Here is a 22,972-nt window from a genome sequence, read left to right on the forward strand (position 1 = left end):
CGCACACGCCGTCCTCATCATGGACCAAGCCGGATGGCATATGTCCAACAATCTCGTCGTCCCAGGAAACATCACCATCCTGCCACTGCCGCCCAAATCACCTGAGTTGAACCCCGTTGAAAACATCTGGCAATTCATGAGGGACAACTGGCTCTCAAACCGCGTCTTCAAGTCCTACGAGGATATCGTCGATCACTGCTGTTACGCTTGGAGAACGCTCCAGCAACGTCCATGGAAGATCATGTCAATTGGCCGACGCCATTGGGCGCAACGGTTCTGATCAATGACGGTTGGTATTACTTGGCGACGTGCGTACATATTCAGTTCTGATAGCGTTAAGAAGGGGGAACTTTGAAGAGTCTCGCATGTTCGGCGTGTGAATTCTTTGGAGGAATACCTAATGATACGTCGTGTTACCGGCGCTGCATCTCTTGTGGCGGCACTTTTTGCGTGCAGTACGTCCTATGCCCAGCAGGGCGATGGAACTGAAGTCCAAATCACCACAAACGTGTTCAAGCCCAACAAGGTCGCACCGACGAGCGAGCGGGTAGGACAATTGAAGGTGCCCGACGGCTTCTCTGTAAAGCCTTTCGCCCAGGGTCTTGGCAACAGCCGCATCCTCGCCGTGTCCGACAAGGGTTTCATTTATGTCAGCCGCCGGGAAGAAGGCGATGTGCTGCTGCTGAAGGACGAAGACGGTGATGGCAAGGCAGATCGGGCACCGATCCAGGTCGTGTCCCGCGCGCAGGCGCATGGATTGGCAATCAAGGATGACAAACTCTACCTTGTGACCGTCAAAGAAGTCTTCGTTGCCGACATCAAGGCCGATGGGACCCTTGGCGAACTTGAGATGATCATCGGCGATCTGCCGGATTCTGGCCAGCATCCAAACCGCGTTCTTTCATTCGGTCCTGACGGGATGCTGTACATCAGCGTCGGCTCCACTTGCAATTCATGCAACGAAAGCAATCCTGAAAACGCAACGATCATTCGCGCGACGCCGGACGGCAAGAGCCGGACGATTTTCGCATCCGGCCTGCGCAACACGATTGGTTACGACTGGCAGCCACAGACCGGTGAACTCTGGGGCCTGGACCACGGTATCGACCTGATGGGCGATGAGGTTCAGGCCGAGGAACTCAACAAGATCGAGCAGGGCAAGCAATATGGCTGGCCACATGTTTATGGCGCGGGTGACATCTATCCACAGTCCACGCCGGTTGGCGGGGTGACGAAGGAACAGTGGCGCGACCAGAGCCAGCCGATGGTGATCGGTTACACGGCCCATGCAGCGCCGATGCAGATGAAGTTCTATCGCGGAACTGCCTTTCCGGCAAAGTTTGCAGGAGATGCCTTCGCCACCATGCGCGGTTCCTGGAACCGCAACCCGGCCTCCGGATATGAAATCGTCCGCATTCACTTTGAGAACGGCCAGCCCAAAACAATCGAGCCATTTCTGACCGGCTTCCTGACGGATGGTGGAAAGACACATTTTGCCCGCCCTGTCGGTCTTGCCGTCGCTAAAGACGGTTCGCTGCTCATGGCGGATGATGCCAATGGTGTCATTTATCGCATTGCCTATACGGGTGATGCGAAAAAGGCTGAGACGGCTGCCACGGCACCGTCAGATGTCATGGAGGCACAGGCAAAAAAAGGCGCAGATGTGCCGTTGGCTTTGAAGCGTTCCGAGACAGACACACAAGGCAAAATCACGGTCTCCACTGAGGCGTTCTCCAGCAATCAGGCGATCCCAACAAAATACAGCGAATATGCCGATGGCGTTTCGCCGGCGCTTAGCTGGAGTGCCGTGCCCAAGGCGGCGTCCTACGCCATCATCATGGAAGACCCGGACTCTTCGCCGCTCAAGCCCTTTGTCCACTGGTTGGCGTGGAATATCCCAGCGATGGTAACGACGCTTCCAGAGGGTTTGCAGGAGCAGCTTCGCCTGGTCGAGCCGGAGGGCATTTTGCAGGGTCGCAACACATCCGGAACACACGGCTATTTCGGACCGAAGCCACCTCCTGGCGATAAGCCGCACCACTATCATATCCAGATCGTCGCTCTCGATTCCATGATTGATCTTCCTCCGACATCTGACCGTGACGCACTTCTGGCTGCCATGTCCGGTCACGTCATTGGCAAGGGTGAACTCGTCGGAACCTACCAGCAAAAGATCGAGCCACCCAAGCAATAACGAAATGTCACACCGCAGTTTCAAAGGAAATCTCATGCCCATCTCACGTTCCATCATTCGTACCGCGAGCCTAGCATTCCTGCTGCTTTCGTCTTCTGCAACCGTATGGGCCCAGCAGCCACCCTCAGCCCAACCGGCTCAACAAATGCAGCAGGCTGAGCAAGCAAAGCCTGATCCCCAAATGCAGGCTGTTCTTGATGCTCTGAAAGGGCTGGATGCCAAACCCTTCTCCGGCCTGACCGTGCCGCAGGCCCGCACGCAGGCAAGTGCCGCCGATGCCGCGCGCACGGTTCAGCGAGACAAGAAGATTTCTCCGATGCCAGAGGCGGGCGTTGCGACGACGGATATCGCCATTCCAAGTGCAGGCGGGGCGTTGCCCGCCCGCGTCTATATTCCCGAAGGCAAGGGGCCATTCCCTGTCGTGCTGTATTTCCACGGCGGCGGTTGGGTTGTGGCGGATATCAATACCTATGAAGCGACACCCAGGGCGCTTGCGCTTGGATCCAAAGCCATCGTTGTGTCTGCCGATTATCATCACGCACCGGAAAGCAAGTTCCCGGCTCAGCATGATGATGCCTGGGCTGCATATACGTGGACAGTTGAAAACATTCACACTTTGAATGGCGATGCCAAGCGGATTGCTGTTGCGGGTGAAAGCGCCGGGGCCAATCTGGCGGCGAACGTTGCTTTGATGGCGAAGGAGAAGAAGACAACGATGCCGGTGCACCAGTTGCTAGTCTATCCCATCGCTGGCAACGACATGAATACGCCATCCTATCAGGAAAATGCCGATGCCGCGCCGCTTGGCAAGGCCGATATGGAATGGTTCGTCTCGCATGTGTTTACGTCAAAGGATGAGACTAAAGATCCTCGCATCAATCTCGTTGGTCGCAACGACCTCGAGGGACTGCCATCTGCAACCGTCATCACTGCGCAGATCGACCCGCTACGCTCCGAAGGCCAGGCCTATGCTGAAAAGCTCAATGCAGCGGGCGTGTTGGTCAATGCGCTCAATTATGAAGGCGTAACCCACGAATTTTTCGGAATGGCCAAGGTAGTGGACAAGGCAAAGGATGCTGTCGATGCTGCCAATGCCGACCTCACAAAAGCATTTTCCAAAACGAAGTGATTACCTCACAAAGGACCATGACTATGAAGTTTTCAAACCTATCATACCTGGTATTATCCGTCGCCATGCTTGCCCAGCCTGTTACGGCGCAACAACAGAAGCACAAGCCTGCCGGCGACGCCGCACCCATGATGGTTATGGATCGGCCGACCTTCGTCAGCGTCGTTTCAAGCTCCAACGAGTTCGAGATCAAGTCCAGCGAATTGGCTTTGCAGAACGCGGAGTCTGCCGATCTCAAGGATGCGGCAAAGATGATCATCGCCGACCACCAGAAGGCGGGCGAGAAGCTGAAGGGAATACTGGACAAGTAGGGTGAGCCACTGCCGTCCCCAATCGTTCTTGCACCCAAGCAGCAGAAAATGATGGATCAATTGCAGACTGCCAAAGGCAAGGACTTCGACATGCTTTACCTCGACATGCAGGTGCAAGCGCATATGGAGGCGATCGCGCTGTTTCGGACCTATGCGGGATCCGGTGACGATCAGACCGTCGTTGGCTTCGCGAAGGAAACGTTGCCCAGCCTTGAGACGCATCTGTCCCACGTGAAGATGGTAAGCATCGAGCACTAGGACGCATCGCCAAAGCGCCAATCATTTTGCCTTCGGCGGGCTAGCGATCCGCTTGAAGGCATTTTCTTGGAAACTAACCCGGCGGCAGTGGGTTAGGTCTTCAATCATCACATCAGGAGATATCAGCATGGCTGACGACAGCACCACCACAATCCGAGCAACATTTGATACACGCTCTGCCGCCGATATTGCGGTGGAGCACCTTGTCCAGCAGCACGGCATTTCGCGTCCGGACATCTTTATTCAGTCAGCCACCGCGGAGAACACATCAGGGTCAGTTGCATCTGGTGGCGATGTCTCGAAAAGTGGTGCGGTGCGCGGCGATGCTCCTCTCGAAGGGGAAATCGAAGTGTCCGCAGACATCCCGTCCGACAAGATTTCCGCGGTTCAGCGTAGTCTCGGCGAGGCTGGGGCACTTCGGGTATCGGGCGCTGCATAAGGCGGTTCCGCGTTGGTGAGAAGGGGTGGATGCCATGGCCGACAATCTCAGCAAGTACCGATCCAAACGCGATTTCAAAAAAACGCTTGAGCCAAGCGGAGAGGTCGAGATCAAGGCATCCAACCGTCGCCGCTTCGTCATCCAGAAGCATGACGCGACACGGCTGCATTATGATCTTCGTATTGAGCTCGATGGTGTTTTCAAATCCTGGGCTGTGACCAGAGGTCCTTCTCTCGATCCTGCTGACAAGCGGCTTGCCGTGGAGGTCGAAGACCACCCCCTAGACTATGGCGATTTCGAGGGAACGATACCGAAGGGTCAGTATGGCGGCGGCACAGTCATGCTGTGGGATCGCGGCTACTGGCAGCCCGAGGGGAGCAAGACCCCCGAGGAGGCACTGGCGAAGGGTGATTTCAAGTTTACTTTGGAAGGTGAACGACTGCATGGAAGCTTTGTTTTAGTGAGGATGCGCAACGACCGAGACGGCGGCAAGCGCACCAACTGGCTGCTGATCAAACACCGCGACGATTATGCGGTCGACGAGAACGGAGCAGCGGTACTGGATGACAATCTGACGTCCGTCGCTTCCGGTAGAACCATGGAGGCAATCGCCGCTGGCAAAGGGAAAAAGCCCAAGCCATTTATGACGCAAGGCGATACGGTTGAGGCAGACGCGGTGTGGGACAGCAATGAGGGACTTGCCGCCGAGGAGCGCAAGGCTGGCATGAAGACGTCGCTGAAGAAGAGGTCGGCTCGACCTAAGGCAGCCAAGCCCACCAACGCTGAAACTGCGATGCCGAGCTTTATCGCCCCTCAGCTCTGCGAAAGCTTGACGCGTCCACCCGCGGGCAAAGGCTGGATCCACGAGATCAAATTCGACGGCTACCGGGTGCAGATGCGCGTCGCTGGCGGTGAGGTGACGCTGAAGACCCGCAAAGGTCTGGATTGGACATCCAGATGGCCTGCGATTGCGGAGTCGGCGTCGGTACTCCCTGACTGCATCTTAGATGGTGAAATATGTGCGCTTGACGAGCGGGGTGCGCCTGATTTTGCCGCTCTACAGGCGGCGCTGTCAGAAGGGACGACGGACGACCTCGTATACTTTGCATTCGACCTGCTGTTTGCTGGTGACGAGGATTTGAGAGAGCTTCCCCTGACGGAGCGCAAATCCCGTTTGGAAACACTGATGTCCGATGCGGGCGAGGGCGCACGCCTGCGTTTCGTCGAACACTTTGAGACGGGCGGCGACGCCGTGCTGAAGTCAGCATGCCGTCTATCGCTCGAGGGTATCGTCTCCAAGGAGGCAGATGCTCCTTATGCGTCCGGCCGGACGAAGACATGGGCGAAATCCAAATGTCGCGCTGGTCATGAAGTGGTCATCGGTGCCTATGCCAAGACCAATGGGAAATTTCGATCGCTGCTGGTTGGCGTCTTCAGCGGCAAGCACTTCGTCTATGTCGGGCGTGTCGGTACAGGGTATAGCGCGAAGACGGTCCAACAACTTCTGCCGAAGCTTCAAGAGATAGAAGCGGCCAAATCTCCATTCACAGGAATAGGGGCGCCGAAGACGTCAGACGATATCGTCTGGCTCAAGCCCGAGCTCGTCGCCGAGATCGAATTCGCCGGATGGACCGCGGACGGCCAGGTTCGACAGGGCGCGTTCAAGGGGCTGCGCGAAGACAAGCCTGCTGCGGAGGTGGAAGCCGAAGAGCCCGCGACGCCATCGGATGTGGATGTCGCTGATCCCGAGACCGACAAGCCACCACCCAAGCATTCCCGGAGGGGCGCAAAGGAAGAGGTCATGGGCGTCATGATCTCAAGCCCCAACAAGCCGCTCTGGCCAGACGCGGATGACAAAAAGCCTGTCACCAAGGTTGACCTCGCCCAGTACCACGAGGCTGTCGGAGCGTGGATGATCGATCATATCAAAGGTCGGCCATGCTCGATCCTTCGTTGCCCTGATGGCATTGGTGGCGAACAGTTCTTCCAGCGCCATGCCACACCAGGAACGTCGAACCTTCTGGAGCTCGTGACGGTCTTTGGTGACAAGAAGGCCTATCTACAGATAGATCGCGTTGAAGGACTTGCCGCCATTGCCCAGATCGGCGGGATCGAACTTCACCCTGGAATTGCTTGCCGGATCAGCCCGAAGTGCCGGGCAGGTTGGTATTCGATCTCGATCCAGGCCCGAATGTTGAGTTTCCAGCAGTCGTCGACGCCGCGCGCGAGATACGCGACCGGCTAGAAGAACTGGGCCTTGTCAGTTTCTGCAAGACGACAGGTGGAAAGGGATTACACGTCGTGACGCCGCTTGTCGCGTCCAGGGGAAAGAAGCTGAGCTGGGACGAAGCGAAGGGGTTTGCGCATGACGTCTGTCAGGATATGGCGCGAGATAATCCGGACCTTTATCTTATAAAGATGGCAAAGAACCAGCGGGAAGGCCGAATATTCCTCGACTACCTGCGCAACGACCGTATGGCGACGGCCGTGGCACCGCTGTCTCCGAGAGCACGTACCGGAGCGACGGTGTCGATGCCTTTGACGTGGACGCAGGTGAGGGCTGACCTTGATCCAATGCGGTTTACCGTTAGAACAGTCCCAGGCCTATTGGAGAAGAGCACGGCCTGGCAGGATTACCATGAGGGCCACCGGTCGCTGGAGCAGGCGATCAAGCGACTGAACAAAGCCCGGAAGGCGTCTGCCTGACGGGCTTTATTTTGCGCGTGTTTCTGCTGCGACCGATTTCTTGAGCGCGTCCATGATGTTGATGACATTGCTTGGCTTGGAAGGGGACGCAGGCGCCTTCGTTTTGGCACGGGTTGGCTTCTTCTGCTGTTTCTTCTTTTCCTTGATGATGTCGAGCAGACGGTCCTGCACAGGATCCACGACCATCTTCGCGTCCCATGACTTCGTCTGCTTTTTGATGAGCTTTTGGATAAGTGGCATCATGTCGGCGTCGGGCTCTTCATCGGCGATACCATCGAAATAGCTGTCTTCGTCTCGCACCTCGTCACCATACCGCAGGGTCCACAAGACAATTCCTTTGCCGCGGGGCTCCAGCATGACGGCGCGTTCCCTGCGCGAGATCACCAGCCGCGAAATTCCGACCATGTCCTGCGACGCCATAGCGTCGCGGATCACGGAGAAGGCCTCCTGCGCGATTTTCTCATTCGGAGACAGATAGTATGGTGTATCGAGCCATATCCATTCGATGGTGTCTCGTTTCGTGAACGTTGAAATATCAATCGTCCGGGTGCTATCCAGTGCAACGTTTTCGAGCTCTTCGTCTTCAAGGATGACGTAGTCGTTTTCGCCACGTTCGTAACCCTTGACCTCGTTTTCTTCCTTCACGTCCTTGCCTGTAACGGAATCCACGTAGTGACTGACCACGCGATTGTTGGTGGCGCGGTTCAGCGTGTGAAACCGCACCTTCTCGCTTTCCGACGTCGCGGGCATCATCTGAACGGCGCAGTTGACGAGGGAGAGCTTCAGGTAACCCTTCCAATAGGGGCGGACAGCCATGATGATATCCTCTTAACCGGCGCGACGGGTCGGTGCGAGCGTCGCCTTTGCTTTGGTCGCTGCCTTTTTAGGTTTTGCAGTTTCTTCGCCAGCGTTGGCGTTGGCAGCGGTCCGTTTTGACTTGTTTTTCTTGGCGTCGAGGCCCGCGCTCTGACGCAGGGCCTGCAATAGATCGACGGACTTGGCGGCCGGTGCGGCTTTCTTCTTTGGAAGCGATCGCCCCTCAATCTTCGCCTTGACGAGTTCTGCTACAGCCTCCTCATACCGATCATCGAAGGTGCTGGCGTCGAAGCTGCCCTTCTTTTTTGCGATGATCAGTTCAGCAATCTCGAGCAATTCGGGATCGCTTTTGACATCCGGCTGATCCTCGAAGGCTTCCTGCGACGATCGAACCTCGTAGTCGAAGTTGAGAGTGGAAGCGATGAGGCCCTTGCCATGTGGGCGGATGAGGACGGTGCGGAGGCGGCGGAACAGCACGGTCCGTGCGATAGCCGCAACCTTGGCCTCCTTCATGCCGTCGCGAAGCAGAACATAGGCTTCCGTACCCATCTTGTCTGGCGTCAGATAATAGGGCTTGTCGAAATACACGGTGTCGATGTCAGAACAGGGAACGAAGGATTCGATCGTTAGCGTCTTGTCGCTATCGGGGACGGCGGCCGCGACTTCCTCCGGTTCAAGAACGATGTATTGTCCGTTCTCGGTCTCATAGCCTTTGACCTGGTCTTCCCGTTCGACGGGGTCTCCGGTTTCACCATCGATGAACTCGCGCTTGACCCGATTTCCGGTCGCTCTGTTGAGCGTGTTAAAAGCGATACGGTCCGACGCCGATGCTGCGGTGTAAAGCGCCACCGCGCATGACACTTCGCCGAACTTGATGAAACCTTTCCAGTTTGCTCTCGGGGAACTCATGATACGCGCACTCCTCACACAACCAACGCGATTCAACCGAATCAGTGAGCGAATCGTTCCTTGCTAAAACGAATCGTTTTTCAATGACTTAGGCGCACGTGGTCTCCCGTTTTGCGAGTCTGTCTTAGGTCGCTGATTCGAATGCATCTTTTGACAGCAGCGCGCGTTTTCCTTGGACAGCAACCAAAAGGGAGATCTGTGATGACCAAGCGCGAATTGATCGATACCGGCACTGACAAGCGTTACGTACGCCGCGATGAAGACGGAAAGTTCAAGGAGAGCGTCGATGTCTCTCGTTCGCTTTCAGCCGATGCGCGCCATGACGCAAAGAATGATACCAAATCAGGCGAGGGCGACAGAGGCGATCGCAAGCGCTGACGCAAGCCGGTGAAGCTCGCCACCTATAATGTCAACGGCATCAACGGTCGCCTCGACATCCTCCTTCGTTGGCTGGACGAGGCGCAACCTGACATCGTTTGTCTGCAAGAACTGAAGGCACCGTCCAATAAATTTCCGCGCAAAGAGCTGGAGCGTGCTGGCTACGGCGCGATATGGCATGGCCAGAAATCGTGGAACGGTGTCGCGATCCTTGCACGCGGTCAGGAGCCGCTTGAGACGAGACGTGGGTTGCCCGGCGGCGAGCACGACGACCAAAGTCGTTACATCGAGGCTGTCATCGACGGAATGGTTGTCGGATGCCTCTACCTGCCAAACGGCAATCCGGTCCCAGGTCCGAAGTTCCAATACAAACTAGACTGGTTTCGGCGACTACATTCCTACGCGGAAGAACTGTTCGAGCTCGGAGTACCTGTAGCCCTCGTTGGCGATTTTAACGTCATGCCGACCGATCTCGATGTCTACAAACCGGAGCGTTGGGTAGACGACGCGCTGTTTCGGCCCGAGGTCAAAGCAGCTTATGCAAATCTGGTGGCTCAAGGTTGGACAGATGCGTTACGGCATCTCCATCCGAACGACCGGCTCTACACCTTCTGGGCATATTTTCGGAACGCATATGCGCGCGACGCTGGTCTACGGATCGACCACTTTTTGCTGAGCCCGGATCTCGTCGAAAAGCTCGTGAAGGCCGGAGTCGATAAGCACGTCCGTAGCTGGGAGCACACCAGCGATCACGCGCCTGTCTGGATTGAACTTGCTGAAAAACCGCCAAACAAAGGAGAGAAAAATGACCGATAATTGGAAACGTGAGGTTCGCTCAAAGCTTGAAGAGCTGGTCGATGGCCTCGTTGTAAACGGCATCAGTTATGAGGACGCCTGCAGTGTTATTGTCGTGGAGGTCAACGGCATGTTGGTGGCTCATGAGAATGATCCAGATCCCGCAGATGATGATGTGATCGAGGAGCCGGCCAACGACTGGCCAGCGGCGGAAGGCAAACGACCTGTAGATTGAAGGTTTGTGGCGGCCCCGGAGGATAATCCCTCAGGGGCCGTTCGACATCTTACTGAGGCGGCTGACCGTTCGACGCCGACATTCCACCATTGACAGGTAGATGGGAGAGGGCATCTATTTCCGCTGTAGCACAGATTGACACAGCATCTGGCTCATGTCACGACGAGCTTATGGCTCAACGTTTATCCCGCAATGTTTCGCTGACCCCCGAGCTCGAGGGTTTCATCAACGACAGCTTGGCAACAGGCGATTACGCCAATGCCAGCGAGGTGGTGCGTGCTGCTCTTTGCAGTCTGAGGGATGGCGGCCCTGCGCCTTTTCAGGTGCCAAAGACTTGGCCAATAGGCGGCGGTGAGTGCGGCGAAATGATCCGTTCCAAGGACTGGCTCAAAACCATGGCGGGGCCCATCGAAGGATGGAGCGCCGAGATGCGGGCGACGGTGGCAAACATCGTAAACTCGCCTGTTGCCAAGGTTTTGATGTGGGGTCCGCACCACGTCATGATTTACAACGATGCCTATCGTGAAATCGCTGGCGAGCGCCATCCTATGGCACTCGGCACACCTGTCGCTGCGGCATTTCCCGAGGTCTGGGACTGGAACCGCCCGATCCTCGAAGCTGGACTGCGTGGAGAAACAGTTTCCCACCACGACCAGCCTATCGTCTTTAACCGGGCGCATGGCCCCGAAACCCTCTATCTCGATCTGTTCTATACGCCCGTTTACGACGCTGACGGTGATGTCGGCGGCGTCATGTGCACCATTGTTGACAACAGCGCCCGTGTTATCGCCGAAAGGCGGCTTGAAGAGCGTGAGGCAGAACTGCGGCGTGTGACGGATGCGGTGCCGATGCTGATCTCCTATGTGGACCAGGATCATGTTTATCGATTTGCCAACGGCGCGTATCGGGATTGGTTTGGCGTAGAGCCGGGCAGCATGATTGGCCGCCACGTCCGCGATGTCATCGGTGACGCAGCCTATGACGATCGCCGGGCGTCGATCGCTCAAGGGTTGGCGGGGGAAACAATCGTTGCTGAAACCGACATGAGACATGCTGACGGCGGGACCCGCCGCCTTGAGATCCGCTATGTTCCACATGTAGAACCAGACGGTTCTGTTCCAGGCGTGCACATTCTGGGCATTGACGTCGAGGAGCGGGCACAACGTGAAGCCGTCGTTGCCATCAGCAACGGCCGGTTTCGAACCGCCATGGATGCAGTTCATGGCGTCCTTTGGACCAATAGCGCCGATGGCCGGATGGTTGGAGAGCAACACGGTTGGGCCGCTCTGACTGGCCAGACTCAGGAAGAATATCAGGGTTATGGTTGGTCTAATGCCGTGCATCCCGAAGACGTGGGCGCCACAGTCGAGGCCTGGCAGGCCGCTGTTGCAGTAAAAAGTATGTTCGTGCACGAGCACCGCGTGCAGCGACACGATGGTGCGTGGCGACAGTATGCCATTCGAGGTCTTCCCATCCTCGATACAGGCGGGGAAATCGTCGAGTGGGTCGGTGTCCACACCGATATTACCCATCAACGTGCGGCAGAGGCCGCTTTGCGCGAACAGGCGGAGACCCTTGCGCGTCAGGTGCGTCATCGTGAACGTGCGGAAGAGCAACTGCGTCACGTGAATGAAAATCTCGAGGCGCGGGTCATTGCAGAAATCGATGAACGGCGTCAGGCGGAAGCCAAGCTTGCGCAGTCCCAAAAAATGGAAACCGTCGGCAAGTTGACCGGCGGTGTCGCGCATGATTTCAACAATCTCCTACAGGTTGTCTCGGGCAATCTGCAGCTTCTTGCCAAGGATATTGCTGGCAACGAGCGCGCAGAAACCCGTGTCGCCAACGCGATGGCGGGTGTCTCCCGTGGCTCGAAGCTGGCGAGCCAGCTTCTGGCCTTCGGTCGTCGCCAGGCGCTTGAGCCGAAGGTCGTCAATATCAGTCGGTTCGTGCGCGGAATGGATGACATGCTGCGCCGTGCCATAGGCGAGGCGATCGAGGTTGAAACCGTGGTAACCGGTGGACTTTGGAACACATTCATCGATCCCGCGCAGGTGGAAAACGCACTGCTCAACCTGGCCATCAATGCACGCGATGCGATGGATGGCCGCGGAAAGCTGACGATCGAGCTCGCCAATGCCCATCTCGATGATACCTACGCGCGCTCACATGACGAGGTCACACCTGGCCAGTATGTCATGCTCGCCGTCAGCGACACCGGATCCGGCATGTCGTCAGAGATAATCGAGAAGGTGTTCGAACCCTTCTTTTCGACGAAAGCCGAAGGCAAGGGCTCTGGTCTCGGATTGTCCATGGTCTACGGCTTCGTCAAGCAATCGGGCGGTCACGTCAAAATCTATTCGGAGGTTGGCGAAGGCACCACCATCAAGCTTTACCTTCCCCGCGCCCTGCAGTCCGAGGACGTCGAGGTGGCTGTCGATACCGGTCCAATCTCAGGCGGCACGGAAACTGTTCTCGTGGTCGAGGATGACGATGCTGTTCGCGAAACCGTCGTCGCGCTGCTTTCTGACTTGGGCTACCGAGTGTTGAAATCCGTCGATGCGTCGAGCGCCCTCAACGTCATCGAGAGCGGTATTCCCATCGATATGTTGTTTACCGATGTCGTCATGCCAGGCACACTCAAAAGTCCCGAACTCGCCCGGAAAGCCCGCGAACGGCTCCCCAACATTGCTGTCCTGTTCACATCGGGCTATACCGAGAATTCGATTGTCCACGGCGGTAAACTTGACGCTGGCGTCGAGCTTCTATCAAAACCCTATACCCGCGAAGCACTTGCCCGAAAATTCCGGTCTCTTTTGGGGAAAGGCAACCAACGGTCCGTTCCTGCGGAGGCGCAGCAGGAACCAATGCCAGCACAGGCCGTCATCCCGACCGCACCATTGGTCACAGCACAGCTCACGGTCTTGCTCGTGGAGGACGACGCGCTGATCCGTATGAACACGGCCGAAATTCTGCAGGATGCAGGTTATATCGTGGTCGAGGCAGCCAGCGCAGAAGAGGCGATGGCAGCACTGGAAACGGTACCGTTTGATGTCCTTGTCACCGATGTCAATCTTCCGGGAGCCTCTGGTCCGGAGCTCGCCCGTCGAGCAAGAACGTTGCGGCCATCGGCTGCCATCGTCTTTGCAACGGGAGACACGTCCAGCGTCAAGAAGGAGGTTGGGGCGGGCATTCTGGGAAAACCCTACGATTCAGAAGCGCTGATCGCCGTCGTCGGCGCGACGTGGTCTGGTGTCACACGATCGATTGATGGTCTTGCGTCCGCTGATCAGACTGATGCACTGGGTGTTGGCAAAGGAACGGTGCAAGATTGAACGACATTCCTGAAATCCATGTAGAAACGTCCCCACTTGAGCAGGCGAACGATCCGGCCGAAGATCTTGCCTATCGGCTTCGCCAGCAGCGGCTGACGGCAGATTTTGGCTACTTTGCCTTAAAGACAGATGCGTTGGATGAACTGCTACAGGAAGCGACACGCGTCGCATCGCTTGGGTTAAACAGCGAATTTGCAAAGGTGCTCGAACATCAAGGTGGCGGTCAGGGCTTTGTTGTTCGCGCCGGTGTCGGTTGGAGGCCGGGCATTGTCGGTCACGCCACCGTTGGCGACGACCTCGAAAGCCCGGCAGGCTTTGCCTATCACACCGGCAAGCCGGTGATCTCCAATCATCTCGACAATGAGGAGCGGTTCCGCACGCCATCACTGCTGGTCGAACATGGAGTGAAGCGGGCCATAAACGTGCTGATTCAGACCGACAGTGAACGATATGGCGTGCTTGAGGTCGATAGTCCCGACGAAGGCAAATTTGATGAACTCGACACTGCGTTTCTCGAAGGTTTTGCCAATTTGCTGGGTGTTGCAATTCAGCGCAAGCAAAGGGACGAGACACTGCGTTTCAAAGAGAAGCAACTCGAGGCGACGATCCGGCACCAAGAAGTGCTCACGCATGAAATCAGCCATAGGGTCAAAAATTCCCTAACCGTTGTCGGAAGCCTTCTTGCGATGCAGGCCAGAGGTTCATCGAGCGAGGAAATTCGCAAGGCCCTAACAGATGCTCAATCGCGTGTTCAGACAATTGCGTCGGTCCACGACAGATTATGGCGCACAGATGAGGTGCACACCGTCAGCCTTGATGGGTTTATGATCGATCTTTGTCGTCAGCTTGAAACGATGGCAGGACAACATACGCTTCTGTGCGATGTGGAGCCGGTGACAATCCAGACGGATCAGGCGGTGACACTCGGTTTGCTCGCAAACGAACTTATTACCAACGCGTTTAAGTACGCATATCAATCCAACGCTGGGGAAGTTGTTTTAAGGATTTTCACCGTTGAGAACGGTGACCTGTATTTCTCGGTGTCCGACAAGGGCGCCGGGCTACCAGACAATTTTAACGAGACGAAAAAGAGCCTCGGGATGAAGCTTATCAGCAGTCTCAGTCAGCAACTGGGCGGCTCTCCGCATTGGATGAACACATCGCCGGGAACACGCTTTATGGTTCAGTTCAGGCCGATCAAGACGGACCAATAACTGTCGGTATCAGAAACCGGACATCGGCCAGAATGTCCTCAATCATTGTGGCGACGACTACCTCATCCTCGACAGTCAGTATGCTCAGCGAAGAGTATGGAGGATCACGTCTGTGAGCTCTGAGCACCAAAAATTGACTCGAATGTTTTACGCGATTGATTTTAAAATATTGATCATAGTTTGATTCATAGATGTCGCGAGGTAAAGGCGCGTGAAGTCGTTCGCTGTCATTAGTCGTCCGTAGAGATAGCCCTGTCCTTCATCGCATGCGTATTGACGCATCAGGTCTTCCTGTTCGGCGGTCTCAATGCCTTCAGCAATGCCTTCTAGATCTAATCCCGTCGCAAGTCAGTAGGAGTGGCGTCCCGGGCTTAGGATATCCAGAATACAATGGCGGCCATCACAAATCTCATCAGTCTGACCAGCGCCTACAACGGTTGCAGATGCGTGAGCGACCCGGAGGGAAACTCAGGAAGGCCGACATCGGCAAGACCATCAGACAAATCGTCGAGGATCCCGACGCTCATCGCATCGAGATCATGCAGATGATGCCGGATGGGATGAAGGCGGTAGAAATAACTAAAACTAAAGCGAAATAGTTTTCGTATCCGTTGAATCTTCTACCTAGGGACGTCCCTCACTTGATCAGAAAGTTCGCAAACTCGTCTTTTGGCAACGCACGACTGAACAGCCACCCCTGTCCGAATTCGACCCCTTTACCCTGAGGTATTCCGCTTGTTCAGACCGCTCCACCCCCTCCGCGACGATGCGTGCTCCAAGCAATTTCGCCATTTCGATGATATGATGAATCACCATGCTTTTCGGTGATGAGATACCAATACTGTCAACGAACGATTTGTCGATCTTCAGAACATCAGACGAAAGCTGCTCGAGATGCTGGAGGCTACCCCTGAAAGCATATCGGGGTCTTCCAGCTCGTCTTTACAGCTATCAACCATCTTACGGGGTGAGGTCATCGGTCTGTGACGTCACGCCAGGGACGCGGATGGCATAACGCTGCTTCGTCGCCAGCCCTTGATACGACGATAGTCCGTCGCACCGGTTAAGATTACGCGCCTTACCCATTCAAGAATTTCAGCACGTTTTTCCTCCGGCAATGAGTTGAAGTCATCCGGCAGATGCCACGCCAGACGTCGACGCTCTTCATGAGATACATCGTCACCGACATCATATCCGACCCCGGCACGAGACTGATGCGGAAGCTTTTCCTTGAAATAACCAAGTGGCAGTCGGTAGCGCCGCTCTATTCGATTGAGAATGCCCTGGTTGCCACACTGCGCGGCACCTTCGTTCCCTTCAACCAGCTCAACAAGGTCGTTGCTTCAAGAGCGTCACCGTCTCGGAATATGGCGCGATGCAAATGGTAATAGCTCTCACCGAAACGGTCGATATGGAATTGGAGAGCAGCCTGAAAAGATATCGGTTCCTCATAAGTCTCGAAGAGCGGTTCTGGTAACTCTTCGATGGGCTTGGGCTTCGGACCGGGCTTTGATCGATAACTGGTTTTTGCCGCGTCAGGCGTGCTTTTTTTGAAAGACTTTTTGCGCGGCTGCGTGTCTTTGTTGAATTGCAGGTGATTGAGGGCCTTCTATGGCTTGGCCCCGTGTCAGCGAGCCACCGTGATATCGCGTCAAAACCGTATTGGGCAATTCTCCTGAGTTCTGCTGATGTTTCCCAAGACCGAATGCGGGCGAAATTTCTCCCCAGTTGACGTGCGTGCCGAGCATTGGAGGTACACAAATTGCCTTCCTCATCATTCATGACCATCCTCTCGGCGCGTTTCAGCTAAATCAGTTCGGGTGATTGATTAGCGAGAGGCGGTGCCTGTGTAATTCTCGCCTACCTCGTGCCACCGAGTTTGGACCTGTATTTTCAATCAGCCGTCAAGTGAATTTCAAATGGTCACATATTGACTTTCAGTTAATCAATAATGCATTTTCAAACGGTCATTGAGAGGAATAAGGCCGTGATGCTCTATCCAAGACTCGTCGAGCAACGTGTTGCCGATGCCATGTTAGACACAAGGGTGATTATGATCGTCGGTCCCCGACAATCAGGAAAAACGACACTGGCAAAGAAGATAGCCAAAGAAGCCATGGAGTATTACACTCTAGACAATGCGACCACCCTGGATGCAGCGCGACAGGATCCGGTTGGCTTCGTAAGGCGTATAGATCGCGCCGTCATCGATGAAATTCAACGCGCGCCCGAGTTGTTGCTCGCAATCAAAGAAAGTGTGGATATCGACCAGCGCCCGGGACGGTTCCTCCTGACCGGTTCAGCTAATATTATGACGCTGCCACGTGTGGCGGACTCGCTCGCAGGACGCATGGAGGTCGTTCGATTGCTGCCGCTTGCGCAGAGCGAGATCAGAACCGCGGGCAGCAGCTTCCTGAGCGACGCCTTTCAAAATGAATCAAAGGTCGGAGAACCCGTCATCGGTGACGACTTGATGGCTGCGGTCCTTGCCGGTGGATATCCCGAGGCACTGAACCGCAAAACGTTGAGGCGCAAACACGACTGGTATGCGGATTATATCCAAGCGATCGTTCAACGCGACGTTCGTGATGTTGCCCAAATCGAGCAGATTGCGAAAATGCCGCGCTTGCTGCGCATTCTAGCTGAGCATTCGGGACAACTCGTGAACTACTCCGGAATTGGTGCCCCCATCGGGATGAACCACGTCACAACCCAGAAATACGTCGGTATATTCGAGAGCCTGTTCCTCGCCCGAACCGTTCAACCTTGGTTTTCCAACAAACTAAAGCGCTTGACCAAAACCCCTAAAATACATTTCCTCGATTCTGGTCTGCTCGCATCTCTTCGTGAACTGTCTCTCGAGAGAATGCGGGACGACAGAGGGCAGTTCGGGGCGTTGCTCGAGACTTTCGTTTTTGGGGAGATACTCAAACTCGCCAGTGCCGCACATACACGATTTGAGTTTTCGCATTTTCGTGACAAGCAGCAGAATGAAGTCGATATTGTCGTTGAAGACAGGCGGGGGCGGATTGTCGGTATCGAGATAAAAGCCGCAGCATCCGTCACAAATTCCGATTTCTCTGGCTTACGAATTTTGGCCGAGGAATGCGGAGAGCGCTTCGTATCAGGCATGGTCCTTTACGACCACCACAAGGTAATTCCATTTGGAGAACGTTTATCAGCGGTTCCAATTTCGGCGTTGTGGCATTAGCGCCTGGAGATTCTCTCTAGGCTCCAGACGCGAGAGCGGTCCTGGAAGTCCGACGGCAAAAAAATAAGACTCAGGTTCGGTTCCCTTCAAGAGCTCCACACCCAGTCTTTGATCTCCGGCAAATCGTCAAAATGCTCGCGGATGTAATCGTGGTGTGTTGCGAGCGTGTCGGTGCAATATGTCAGCAGGTCAGCGCCATCGATCAGCATTTTTGGAACGTACCGCAGAACGTCCAGACATAGATGCAGGCGGCTGATCTTGTTTAGAACCACCATGTCGAACGGCGTGGTGGTTGTTCCTTCTTCGAGGTAGCCACGCACATGGAAGCGGTCGTGCGCTTCACGGCCAAGCAAGAGATCGTGGATGACGCCCGGATATCCGTGGAATGTGAAGATGACGGGTGCCGTTGTCGTGAATATCTCTGCAAATTCGATGTCGCTCATGCCATGGGGGTGCTTGTTTGCGGGACATAGACGCATCAGATCGACAACATTGACGATGCGAACTTTCAATCCCGCAGTTTTTTGACGGAGCAACCATGCCGCGGCAATCGTTTCCTGTGTCGGGATATCGCCTGCACAGGCCAGAACGACGTCCGGCTCATCGGGTTCATTACTGTACATATCCCAGATGCCAGCACCTTTCGCGCAGTGTTCGCGAGCCTCATCCATCGTCAGCCATTGCAACTGCGGTTGCTTGTCGATGACGATGAGATTGAGATAGTTGCGACTGCGGAAACAGTGGTCAGCGACGGACAGAAGGCAATTGGCATCTGGCGGAAGATAAACACGCGCAACTGCTGGTTTGCGGTGGATAATGGTGTTGATGAAGCCGGGTCCCTGATGGCTGAAGCCATTGTGGTCATTCCGCCAGCAGGTCGATGTCAGGAGATAGTTCAGCGACGGGATATCGGCGCGCCAGGGGACATGTTTTGCATGTTCCATCCACTTGCCATGCTGCATCGACATTGAATCGACGATCATGGCGAAGGCTTCATAGGTTGCAAAGAGGCCATGGCGGCCTGTCAGCGTATATCCTTCCAGCCATCCGTGGCAGCAGTGTTCGCTCAACACCTCCATGACACGACCATCATGGGAGACGTGGTCATCGCCCGGCAAGATCTCGCTCACCAAGCATCGATCGGTCACTTCGAAGATTGCTCCAAGCCGGTTGGAGTTGGTTTCGTCGGGACAAAACAGACGAAAGGTGTGCGGGTTCTTGATGTAAATATCGCGAAGATAGTCTCCGAGGCCCGCCGTAGACCCCATCCGCTCCGTGGCGCGTTGCTCCAATTGGACGGCATAGGACCTGTAATCCGGTAGATCGAGAGGCTTTGTCAGCGTGCCGCCATTGGCATGCGGGTTTGACCCCATGCGCGACGTCCCCTCGGGAGAAAGATTTGCGTATTCTGCGCGGAACGTTCCGTTGCGATCAAACAGCTCTTTCGGTCTATAGCTGCGCATCCAGTCTTCCAGAATGGTGAGATGCTCTGGCTTTGTCCTAACCTCAGATACAGGCACCTGGTGGGCTCGAAACGTGCCTTCGATGGGAATGCCGTCAACGACCTTGGGTCCGGTCCAGCCTTTTGGCGTGCGCAGGACGATCATTGGCCAACGAGGTCTGGTGCTTGCGCTGCCATTGCGCGCCGATGACTGGATCGCGCGGATTTTCAAGACAGCGCGCTCGACCACGCCGGCGAAAAGCTGATGGACGACCACGGGCACGTCACCCTCGACGAAATAGGGCTCGTAGCCTTGGCCCTCGAAAAACTTCCGCAAGTCTTCATCGCTATGACGCGCAAGGACTGTTGGACCGGCGATTTTGTAGCCATTGAGGTGCAGGATCGGGAGAACTGCTCCGTCGCGTGCTGCGTTGATGAAGTCGATGCTTTTCCAGCTGCCAGCCAGTGGTCCGGTTTCCGCCTCGCCATCGCCGACCACAGCAACGACAAGAAGGTCAGGATTATCCATGACCGCTCCGAAGGCGTGGACCAGAACATAACCGAGTTCCCCGCCCTCGTGGATCGAGCCGGGTGTGGGAACGCTGACATGGCTGGGTATGCCGCCGGGTGTCGAAAACTGCCGGAACAGGCGCAGCAGACCGGCTTCGTCCTGTGTTACGTCAGGATAAAACTCAGTGTAGCTTTTTTCAAGATAGACGTTTGCAATCAGGGCAGGGCCACCATGGCCGGGGCCAGCCATGTAAATAGTGTTAAGGTCGAATTTCTTGATCAGGCGATTCATGTGAGCGTAGATCAAATTCAGGCCTGGGGACGTACCCCAATGCCCCAGCAGCCTCGGCTTGATATGCTCGACTTTTAGAGGCTCGCGTAGAAGTGGGTTCGCTGAAAGGTAAATTTGCCCCACATTCAGATAGTTAGCTGCCCTCCACCACGCATCGATCTTGTGAAGTTCCTCACCACTGAGTGGCTGCGCCGTCTGATTGAGATGATCCATAGTTGCTCCTGTGGCATCTGGTTTTGCGGCTTGAAAACGGAAACCAAGAGGTTTGTCGTGCGCGTGGAAACGTGGGTGCTTGGCGTCTAGCCTAGTGGCCTGGCCCAGTTCGCCCTCAGTGCTTTCAGCAAGCCGAAGGCATCGTCTGCAATCACCTGCTCTTCATCCGTCGCAATCACAAAGACCTTGATCTTGCTGTCCGTGCTGCTGATGAGCTGGGCGTTCGCCGCATTCGCCTCAACATCGATGTCGAGACCGAGCCAGCCGAGATGCGAAGAGATGGCTGCCCTGATCGATGGTTGATTTTCACCTATTCCAGCGGTGAACACGAAGGCGTCTATTCCGCCCAGAGTGTTGACGATCCGTGCGGTCTCACCAGCGGTGCGAAACGCAAACAGGTCGATGGCCTCCGTTGCCTCACGGAGATTACTTTCAAGAAGGACGCGGCTGTCCGAACTGATGCCTGAAACGCCCAGGAGGCCGCTTTCGTGATATAAGAGATGCTCTAGCTCTGCCGGGGTGCGGTTCTTTTCAGTGAGCAGATAAAGCAGGACGCCGGGATCCAGCGCGCCACAGCGCGTGGCCATCGGTATGCCGTCCAGCGTCGAAAACCCCATGCTGACATCGCGGCTCAGGCCCCAATCCATCCCGCAGAGGCTGGAGCCGCTACCAAGATGGGCGACAACGACTTTTGCATGCGCTACCTCTGGTGCCACTCGGGCCAACTCCCGGGCAATGAATGAATAGGATAAGCCGTGAAATCCGAAACGCTTTATGCCCTGGTCATGCAGGGCACGGGGCAGGGCGTATCGTTTCACAAGCGCAGAGTTGGTGTTGTGGAACGATGTATCGAAAGATGCGGTCTGGAACATGTTTGGATGCAGTTGCAACACCGCGTCAATCAGCTCGAGGCTGTGCTGCTGGTGGAGAGGAGCCTGAGGAAGCAGGCTCTCCACTGATGTCCGCACCGAGTTGTTCATCGCCACTGCACCGTGGAAAAGGTCGCCGCCATGCACCATGCGGTGGCCGACCGCCGCGATATGTGAGATATCGATATGGGAAGCCAGACTTGTAAAAACGGTTTCAACAATAGCGTTGGGATGCGGTTCGCCGCCGTGCTCAAATGCGATCTCGGATGTCCCTGACCCCTCAATATGGAATCTTAAAGACTTTCCCTGAAAATCGATTGTGCCATTGCCGATCCTTTCGGGAGTGCCGGTTACCAGGCTAAAGAGACCCATTTTGATGGACGACGAACCAGCGTTGAATGTCAGGAGTTTTCCGTCGTTCGATCGCAGACCTTGACGACGGTGATCAGACGGCTCAAGCATCTGATCATCCTAATCGTTTCTCGCGCAGCGGCCAGACAGGGTCTCAATCTCCACGCTGAAAAAGACGGGCAGAGATGCAGGTTTGGGAGGCTCAACTCCGGCTGGTTTATATGCACCGGGTTCCCACCAGTCGTTTTTCTTTTGGAGGAGTGACCAAGCATACATATGCTCTCCATGCCACTTTTCGTCATCAGGCAACTCTTGGTAACGTCCCTCGACCAGAACGCTTTGCCACTCCTGTTTTGTCTCTACATGATCCAGTTGAAGACAGACATGCGGGTCGGCGCGCAGGCTATCAATCTTCTTGCCCGGCATCGAGAAAGCGTAAAGCATACCACCACGATAAATGTACTGGAGCGGCACGATATAGGGTTTGCCGGCCGCTATGCAGCCCAAGTGGCATATATTGTTGGCTTCGAGCATGGCCCGGCATTCAGGCGTCGTCATCTCTTGCACGTTCATGTGGCAATCCTGACGAAAGCTACGAGCAACATCCGGAGGAGAGCTGCTGAGCGAAGTCCGGTATGCGCCTTTTAATTGTAGTTCGCAATCATAAGTTTTCATTGGAGGAGGCGCAATCGATGCTCGATCAATGAGGCGCAATGCTGACATCCCAGCCATTTAACGGGAAACGCCGAGACCGGACGAGGCGCCATGGCGGTATTCCAGAGGAATACAGTGTCCCGCGACACCACTGAAACGCACGATCATGAAACTCCCGATGGCTGCTTCGAGCCGGTCTCTACCTCGGACATTCATCGCCGATATGCCAGCTTATCGTTTGAAGTACCAGTTGCACTGCCAGTCAGCGATCGGCCCCACTCCAGCCTTCCCAGAGGCTCAGTAGTTCCCTGGACTGAAAATTTAAAGCCGGTATGATTTATAGAACCAAGGGATCGACGGTTCCTATTCCTTCAGTGCGATGGCAGAATCATAACTGCCGACGTCCATCCACGTGACGCACTGTTCCCAAAGCCTTTTCGGCCATTTCTACGAGGCGTGCATCACCGTAATAATCTCGATGCCCTGCCGAACCCGATAAGGGATGATATAGGAATGTCGGACAATACAACTTCGCGCGTGCCGGTTATGCGACCGATACGACCAGCGGCTGGTAGCTCTGCCAACATATCAACGAGGCTACAATCCGTGCAACGGCCCTTGCAGCGGCATCTGGGTCTTCATGCTCAATGTACGCACCAATTTCGTCAAGACGCTGCAACGCCCGCGCTGTCCAGCGAATGCGCCTCTGCTTCAT

At 55.5% G+C, this 22,972-nt stretch carries 17 protein-coding genes and 3 pseudogenes; 13 read left to right on the top strand and 7 right to left on the bottom strand.

What is annotated here, in order from left to right:
• From DSM25558_RS10580 to ligD, 6 genes and pseudogenes are all read left to right on the top strand, one after another.
• The coding region (locus tag DSM25558_RS10580; protein WP_200800741.1) for a transposase at positions 1-280 on the top strand (280 nt) is incomplete at its 5' end.
• 120 nt (positions 281-400) lie between these two features.
• Positions 401-2,194: a YbhB/YbcL family Raf kinase inhibitor-like protein gene (locus DSM25558_RS10585; protein ID WP_143240071.1), complete on the top strand. Its 1,794-nt coding sequence runs from the start codon at positions 401-403 to the stop codon at positions 2,192-2,194.
• A 34-nt stretch (positions 2,195-2,228) separates the two neighbouring features.
• Positions 2,229-3,323 carry an alpha/beta hydrolase gene (locus tag DSM25558_RS10590; protein WP_200800742.1) on the top strand — a complete coding sequence of 365 codons (1,095 nt, stop codon included), beginning with the start codon at positions 2,229-2,231 and terminating at the stop codon, positions 3,321-3,323.
• A gap of 137 nt (positions 3,324-3,460) precedes the next feature.
• Positions 3,461-3,892 (top strand): annotated as a pseudogene (locus DSM25558_RS29265) (DUF4142 domain-containing protein).
• Between the two features lie 127 nt (positions 3,893-4,019).
• Positions 4,020-4,331, top strand: a complete 312-nt coding sequence (locus DSM25558_RS10605) for a hypothetical protein (RefSeq protein ID WP_077104555.1) — start codon at positions 4,020-4,022, stop codon at positions 4,329-4,331.
• Positions 4,332-4,365: 34 nt separating this feature from the next.
• A pseudogene (gene ligD / locus DSM25558_RS10610) lies at positions 4,366-7,037 on the top strand (DNA ligase D).
• Positions 7,038-7,043: 6 nt separating this feature from the next.
• Here ligD and DSM25558_RS10615 read toward each other — a convergent pair.
• Positions 7,044-7,853, bottom strand: a complete 810-nt coding sequence (locus DSM25558_RS10615) for a non-homologous end joining protein Ku (RefSeq protein WP_077104557.1) — start codon at positions 7,851-7,853, stop codon at positions 7,044-7,046.
• Between the two features lie 12 nt (positions 7,854-7,865).
• Entirely contained in the window at positions 7,866-8,762 is an 897-nt protein-coding gene (locus DSM25558_RS10620) for a non-homologous end joining protein Ku (RefSeq protein WP_077104559.1), read from the bottom strand.
• A 201-nt stretch (positions 8,763-8,963) separates the two neighbouring features.
• Here DSM25558_RS10620 and DSM25558_RS28215 point away from each other — a divergent pair, with 201 nt between their 5' ends.
• The 5 genes from DSM25558_RS28215 (at position 8,964) to DSM25558_RS10640 (ending at position 14,716) form a co-directional block, all read left to right on the top strand.
• Positions 8,964-9,140: a hypothetical protein gene (locus tag DSM25558_RS28215; protein ID WP_103587869.1), complete on the top strand. Its 177-nt coding sequence runs from the start codon at positions 8,964-8,966 to the stop codon at positions 9,138-9,140.
• A gap of 9 nt (positions 9,141-9,149) precedes the next feature.
• Positions 9,150-9,956, top strand: a complete 807-nt coding sequence (xth, locus tag DSM25558_RS10625) for an exodeoxyribonuclease III (protein ID WP_077104561.1) — start codon at positions 9,150-9,152, stop codon at positions 9,954-9,956.
• Positions 9,946-10,170 carry a hypothetical protein gene (locus DSM25558_RS10630; protein WP_077104563.1) on the top strand — a complete coding sequence of 75 codons (225 nt, stop codon included), beginning with the start codon at positions 9,946-9,948 and terminating at the stop codon, positions 10,168-10,170. The genes xth and DSM25558_RS10630 overlap by 11 nt, the downstream gene beginning before the upstream one ends.
• 365 nt (positions 10,171-10,535) lie before the next feature.
• Positions 10,536-13,502: a hybrid sensor histidine kinase/response regulator gene (locus DSM25558_RS10635; protein WP_244554171.1), complete on the top strand. Its 2,967-nt coding sequence runs from the start codon at positions 10,536-10,538 to the stop codon at positions 13,500-13,502.
• Positions 13,499-14,716: a sensor histidine kinase gene (locus tag DSM25558_RS10640; protein WP_244554161.1), complete on the top strand. Its 1,218-nt coding sequence runs from the start codon at positions 13,499-13,501 to the stop codon at positions 14,714-14,716. Before DSM25558_RS10635 ends, DSM25558_RS10640 begins: the two co-directional genes overlap by 4 nt.
• A gap of 645 nt (positions 14,717-15,361) precedes the next feature.
• On the opposite strand, the gene DSM25558_RS27705 is transcribed toward DSM25558_RS10640, so the two are convergent.
• Positions 15,362-15,586, bottom strand: a complete 225-nt coding sequence (locus tag DSM25558_RS27705; RefSeq protein WP_246670419.1) for an EAL domain-containing protein — start codon at positions 15,584-15,586, stop codon at positions 15,362-15,364.
• A 269-nt stretch (positions 15,587-15,855) separates the two neighbouring features.
• On the opposite strand from DSM25558_RS27705, the gene DSM25558_RS28795 reads away from it, so the two are divergent.
• Together DSM25558_RS28795 and DSM25558_RS10660 are read left to right on the top strand one after the other, a co-directional pair.
• On the top strand, positions 15,856-16,104 hold the full coding sequence (locus tag DSM25558_RS28795) for a hypothetical protein (protein ID WP_077104567.1): 249 nt from the start codon (positions 15,856-15,858) through the stop codon (positions 16,102-16,104).
• A gap of 599 nt (positions 16,105-16,703) precedes the next feature.
• The gene (locus DSM25558_RS10660; RefSeq protein ID WP_077104808.1) at positions 16,704-17,927 is read left to right on the top strand and encodes an ATP-binding protein; all 1,224 of its coding nucleotides are present in this window, start codon (positions 16,704-16,706) and stop codon (positions 17,925-17,927) included.
• 86 nt (positions 17,928-18,013) lie between these two features.
• Here DSM25558_RS10660 and DSM25558_RS10665 read toward each other — a convergent pair whose 3' ends face one another.
• From DSM25558_RS10665 to DSM25558_RS10680, 4 genes and pseudogenes are all read right to left on the bottom strand, one after another.
• The gene (locus DSM25558_RS10665) at positions 18,014-20,383 is read right to left on the bottom strand and encodes a phosphoketolase family protein (protein WP_077104569.1); all 2,370 of its coding nucleotides are present in this window, start codon (positions 20,381-20,383) and stop codon (positions 18,014-18,016) included.
• 86 nt (positions 20,384-20,469) lie between these two features.
• Entirely contained in the window at positions 20,470-21,714 is a 1,245-nt protein-coding gene (locus DSM25558_RS10670; RefSeq protein ID WP_077104571.1) for an acetate/propionate family kinase, read from the bottom strand.
• A gap of 9 nt (positions 21,715-21,723) precedes the next feature.
• On the bottom strand, positions 21,724-22,176 hold the full coding sequence (locus DSM25558_RS10675; protein ID WP_083716406.1) for a pyridoxamine 5'-phosphate oxidase family protein: 453 nt from the start codon (positions 22,174-22,176) through the stop codon (positions 21,724-21,726).
• 528 nt (positions 22,177-22,704) lie between these two features.
• Positions 22,705-22,972 (bottom strand): annotated as a pseudogene (locus tag DSM25558_RS10680) (type II toxin-antitoxin system RelE/ParE family toxin).

It is taken from the genome of Agrobacterium sp. DSM 25558 (assembly GCF_900100825.1).
Classification (GTDB): domain Bacteria; phylum Pseudomonadota; class Alphaproteobacteria; order Rhizobiales; family Rhizobiaceae; genus Agrobacterium.

Excerpts from the sequence above, each read along its gene's own strand:
- DSM25558_RS10585 (WP_143240071.1), top strand. The coding sequence starts at position 401 with ATGATACGTCGTGTTACCGGCGCTGCATCTCTTGTGGCGGCACTTTTT.
- DSM25558_RS10590 (WP_200800742.1), top strand. The coding sequence starts at position 2,229 with ATGCCCATCTCACGTTCCATCATTCGTACCGCGAGCCTAGCATTCCTG.
- DSM25558_RS10605 (WP_077104555.1), top strand. The coding sequence starts at position 4,020 with ATGGCTGACGACAGCACCACCACAATCCGAGCAACATTTGATACACGC.
- DSM25558_RS10615 (WP_077104557.1), bottom strand. The coding sequence starts at position 7,853 with ATGGCTGTCCGCCCCTATTGGAAGGGTTACCTGAAGCTCTCCCTCGTC.
- DSM25558_RS10620 (WP_077104559.1), bottom strand. The coding sequence starts at position 8,762 with ATGAGTTCCCCGAGAGCAAACTGGAAAGGTTTCATCAAGTTCGGCGAA.
- DSM25558_RS28215 (WP_103587869.1), top strand. The coding sequence starts at position 8,964 with ATGACCAAGCGCGAATTGATCGATACCGGCACTGACAAGCGTTACGTA.
- DSM25558_RS10630 (WP_077104563.1), top strand. The coding sequence starts at position 9,946 with ATGACCGATAATTGGAAACGTGAGGTTCGCTCAAAGCTTGAAGAGCTG.
- DSM25558_RS10635 (WP_244554171.1), top strand. The coding sequence starts at position 10,536 with ATGATCCGTTCCAAGGACTGGCTCAAAACCATGGCGGGGCCCATCGAA.
- DSM25558_RS28795 (WP_077104567.1), top strand. The coding sequence starts at position 15,856 with ATGCCACGCCAGACGTCGACGCTCTTCATGAGATACATCGTCACCGAC.
- DSM25558_RS10665 (WP_077104569.1), bottom strand. The coding sequence starts at position 20,383 with ATGGATCATCTCAATCAGACGGCGCAGCCACTCAGTGGTGAGGAACTT.
- DSM25558_RS10670 (WP_077104571.1), bottom strand. The coding sequence starts at position 21,714 with ATGCTTGAGCCGTCTGATCACCGTCGTCAAGGTCTGCGATCGAACGAC.
- DSM25558_RS10675 (WP_083716406.1), bottom strand. The coding sequence starts at position 22,176 with ATGAACGTGCAAGAGATGACGACGCCTGAATGCCGGGCCATGCTCGAA.